At 37.9% G+C, this 4,406-nt stretch carries 4 protein-coding genes; all 4 read right to left on the bottom strand.

The window, feature by feature from the left end:
- Positions 1-338 (bottom strand): hypothetical protein (locus tag ON09_RS22835; RefSeq protein WP_010603390.1); only part of this gene is annotated, 338 nt, incomplete at its 3' end.
- A 176-nt stretch (positions 339-514) separates the two neighbouring features.
- Positions 515-1,513: an NAD(P)H-dependent glycerol-3-phosphate dehydrogenase gene (locus ON09_RS22840; RefSeq protein WP_039843130.1), complete on the bottom strand. Its 999-nt coding sequence runs from the start codon at positions 1,511-1,513 to the stop codon at positions 515-517.
- A 237-nt stretch (positions 1,514-1,750) separates the two neighbouring features.
- Entirely contained in the window at positions 1,751-3,091 is a 1,341-nt protein-coding gene (locus tag ON09_RS22845; RefSeq protein ID WP_010603392.1) for an efflux RND transporter periplasmic adaptor subunit, read from the bottom strand.
- A gap of 87 nt (positions 3,092-3,178) precedes the next feature.
- Positions 3,179-4,406 (bottom strand): TolC family protein (locus ON09_RS22850; protein WP_010603393.1); only part of this gene is annotated, 1,228 nt, incomplete at its 5' end.

A 4,406-nucleotide genomic window follows, 5' to 3' on the forward strand; every position in this document is an offset into this window, starting at 1 on the left:
TTTTTAGGCTCTGGTCTGTTTTTAATCTGGCTAGGTTTTAACCAAATTTTTGCACCCTTAGCGTTCACGTAATATTTCTCATTTTTAGAGTTGATATAAACGTTTGAGCCATCTGGTGCCATTTTACCTTTCCAGGTTTTATCAGCAACTTTTGAGCCCCCTTTTACAGCAACTTCAGCCGTTTTATTACCAACAGATTTAGCACCTTTACCTATGGCTTTACCAGTTTGATCTAATGCTTTACCAACTTCTGTTTTTTTCTCTTGTGCATTAACACTTAAGGTTACACCGCCAAACAATGCGAGCGTTAATAAACCTATTGCAAATTTCTTTTTCATGACAGCTATACTTTTATTTTAATCAACAACAGTTGCCTGGGCAATTTGTTTTAAATAGCAGTACAGCAACTTGTTAAATAAACCTTGTTGGAGCGGTATCCCCCGATTTTTCATCGGGGATTTAGCGAAAAGAAAGACTGCATTAACCGATTAGCATCAAAATTGCCTTTCAAATCTTAATTTAAGCGCTCTGCAAGTAGTTTCATCTCAATTTGTGGCGATCGGTTTTCATACAAAATATTATGAACGGCCTTGCTGATGGGCATATCTACATTATATGCTGAATTCTTAATATGCATGCATTTAGCCGCATAATATCCTTCAGCAATCATATTCATTTCCAATTGCGCCGATTTAACGGTATAGCCCTTGCCTACCATGTTGCCGAAAGTACGGTTACGACTGAATTGTGAGTAGGCTGTAACCAATAAATCGCCCAGGTATGCTGATTCCATAATATCGCGATTAATGGGATGAACAGCGTCTACAAAACGTTTGATTTCCCGGATGGCGTTACTAATTAAAACCGCCTGAAAATTATCGCCATAGCCAATGCCATGGCAAATACCGCTGGCTACTGCATAAATATTTTTGAGCACCGCAGCATATTCCGTTCCAAAAATATCATCCGATACGTTGGTTTTAATATACCTCGTATTTAAAAAAGATGCGAAAACATTTGCCGTTTTAATTTCGGTGCAAGCAATTGTGAGATAAGATAATTTCTCCAGCGCCACCTCTTCCGCATGGCAAGGGCCACTAACCACCAGGATATCTTCGAAAGGGACATCGTATTTTTCATTTAGAAATTCTCCGATAATCAGATTATCTTCCGGAACGATACCTTTGATGGCAGAAATAATTTTTTTGCCTCTCAAATCTGCACTCGTAACAGAGGTTAAGGTTTCTTTCAAAAATGCAGCAGGTACGTTTAAGATAACAAAATCGGCTTGTTTAACAATAGCGTTGATATCTGAGGAAATATTGCTTTCCGTAAATTTTATCTCAACCGAACTTAAATAGTGTGGATTATGCTTAAACTTCTTAATATGATCGATAGCTACCTCGTTGCGCATCCACCAAAAAATTTCCTTTTCAGATAAATTATCTGAAAGCATTTTTATAATGGCAGTCGCCCAGCTTCCGCCCCCTATCATTGCTATTTTAGGTACCATGTTATCAAAAAATGTTAAAGGTAAAAGGTGTGATTAACGGCAGAAGGTTTAAGAAATAAGGCTAAGGATTAGACACCACGTTCTTAAACCATAAACCATACCACCTAAACCTTTATTTACACCTTAAGGCCGCAAGTTACTATTAATGGCAAATATTAAAGCAAAAAAAATAAAAGGCGCAAGGTATAGACGCAAATATGCATCGTAAACCTTGCGCCTTAACTCTTTAGCTTAAACCTACTTTTTACCGTCTTTGCTAAATAATTGATCTTTTGCTGTTTTTTCTACAATCATGCCGTCTTTTAACTTGTTTTGGATTGCAGAATACGGACCAGTTACAATCTCCTGGCCTGCTTTTATGCCAGATTTCACGATAATAAACTGATCGTTCTGAATACCGGTTGATACTTCAACCTTCTTCACTTTTTTAGTTTTATCATCAAAGCTATACACAAACTGTTTAACTTTTTTATCTGTTAGCTTCGATTTTTGTTTGCTGGCGTTTTCATCATTTCCCTGATTTTTCTCGCCATCGCCACCTTTGCTATTTTCGGTAAACACAGCTTGAATAGGAATAGCCAAACCTTTAACCGTTTCACTTTCGATATCGACAGTGGCTGACATGCCCGGACGGAAAATAGACTGCTGTTTACCTTCTATCTCCTCAGAAATCCTGATTTTTACCGAGAAGTTGGTTACCTGATCAACAGAACTGGTAGTAGTAGTTCCAACAGCAGTTGATGAACTTGCAATTTCTGTAACCACACCCCTAAACTTTTTATCAGAAAAAGCATCAACTTCAATAGATGCTTTATCACCAACTTTTACACGGGTAATATCATTTTCATTTACATCAACGTTCACCTCCATTGAGGCCAAATTAGAAATACGCATGATTTCTGTACCAGCCATTTGTGAGGTACCTAAAATACGGTCGCCCAATTCGATTGATAATTTTGAAACCACACCATCTGCAGGTGCATAAATGGTTGTTCTGGCTAGGTTGGCACCCGCCTCTTTCACATTTGCACCAGTTTGCTCTAAGGTAAATTTAGCTCCCGTTACGTTTTCTTTGGCGCTAGCTAAATTTGCTTTAGCTGTTAAAAATGCAGCTTTTGCGGCATCAAACTCTGAAGCAGAAATCACCTTTTTGTTAAAAAGCTCCACGTTGCGTTTGTAAGTAGCTTCTGCATTTACAAAGTTAGCCTGGTTTTGCACCAACTGTTGTTGTGCAGAGGCTACACTTGCTTTTTGGGCATTGTAAGTGGCTACGGTGCGTTCGTATCCTGATTGTAAGATATCAGGGCGAACCTTACAAAGCAATTGTCCGGCTTTTACAATATCGCCTTCTTTTACTTTCAACTCAACAACCTCACCCGATACTTCTGAACTTAGTTTAACTTCGGTTTCCGGTTGAATCTTACCACTTGCCGTTACTGTTTCAACAACAGTTTTATCTGATGCTTTTTCGGTAGTTACTTTTTCGGTTTTATCACCGCCAATAACTCCGGTTAATTTTAGTACTACTAAAATTGCAACGATAACACCAATGGTAATTAATATGTGCTTCAGTTTCATAATTGTTTAATGTATTTCGTTTGTTTGTATTAAAGTTGTAATGTCTTGAAGTTTGAAATGTTAATTCTTTCTTCTTTCGTATGATGCTTAAAAAGTGATTTGCTTCCCTAGGTAGTAATCGATTACTTTAGCCCTGAAAATCAAATCGTATTTAGCCAGGATGAAATCGATTTCAGCTCTGTTTCTATTGGTTTGTGCGGTGCTATAATCCAGTGAATTTACCAAACCCACGTTATAACGCTGATCTATTACATAGAAAGCGTCTTTTTGAGCCTCGAATGCGTTCTGTGTAGAACTGAAGCGGCTTTTGGCTGCATTCAAATCTGCAACAGCCTGATTAATCACTTTAATTAAGTTGTTTTTAGCTAATGCTTCATCCGTTTTGCGTTGCAATAATGTAATTTTCGCCCTTCTAACATTTGATCTCGTTGAGAATCCGTTTAAAATCGGAATTTGAATGCCCATACTTACAAACTGGCCAAAGTTATCTGTTAACTGGTTACCAAAAGCTGCATTCGGACGAAGTGAACTGGCATTAAACTGGTAATAGTAGGCAGAACCTAAACCTCCACCGAATGTAATTTGAGGAAAATAACTACCTCTCGCTACATCAACTGCCTTTTCAGCTGCTTTGGTATAATTCCAGGCCAATTTAATATCTGGAAACGTTTCCATAGCTTGTTTATAGATATCGTTCGGAACGTATGTTGTTTTTAAATTTTCGATTTCATTTACCAAAGGTGGCTGCACTTTGAACGTCATGGGTGGCTGTATTTCCATGAGCTGACCTAATGTTAAATAAGAAATAGTTAACTGGTTTTGCGCATCAGTTAGGTTTAATTCTGCAGTTGCAGCCTGCGATTTTGCCTGAGAAATATCTGCCAGTGTTTTATTACCCACATCTAGCAAGGCCTGCTCGCGTTTAAGAGTAGAATTTGCAACTTCTAATTGTTGCTGTGTCGCTTTTACCTGATCCTGGTTATTGAGTACCTGTAGATAAGCAGTTACCACCTGAAGAATCAAATCATTTTTTACTTTGTCTACATTGGTTTTTCCAGCATCTAATAAAAATTTATTCTGTCTGATCTGGTTTACCCTTGTACCGCCGCCGAAAAGTACCACGTTGGCATTAAGGTTTGGATTCAAATTATAATTCTGCGTGTTTTCGAATAAACCAGAAACTTGCTGACTCCTTCCCCATTGCATGGATTGATTAATACTTCCGTTTAAGGTTGGCAGTAGTGCGTTTTTAGACTGGCGTAAATCTTCTTCACTAATTGAGGCGCTAAATGCAGCCTGTTTAATATTTAAATTA

The sequence above is a fragment of the Pedobacter agri PB92 genome, from assembly GCF_000258495.1.
Lineage (GTDB): Bacteria > Bacteroidota > Bacteroidia > Sphingobacteriales > Sphingobacteriaceae > Pedobacter > Pedobacter agri.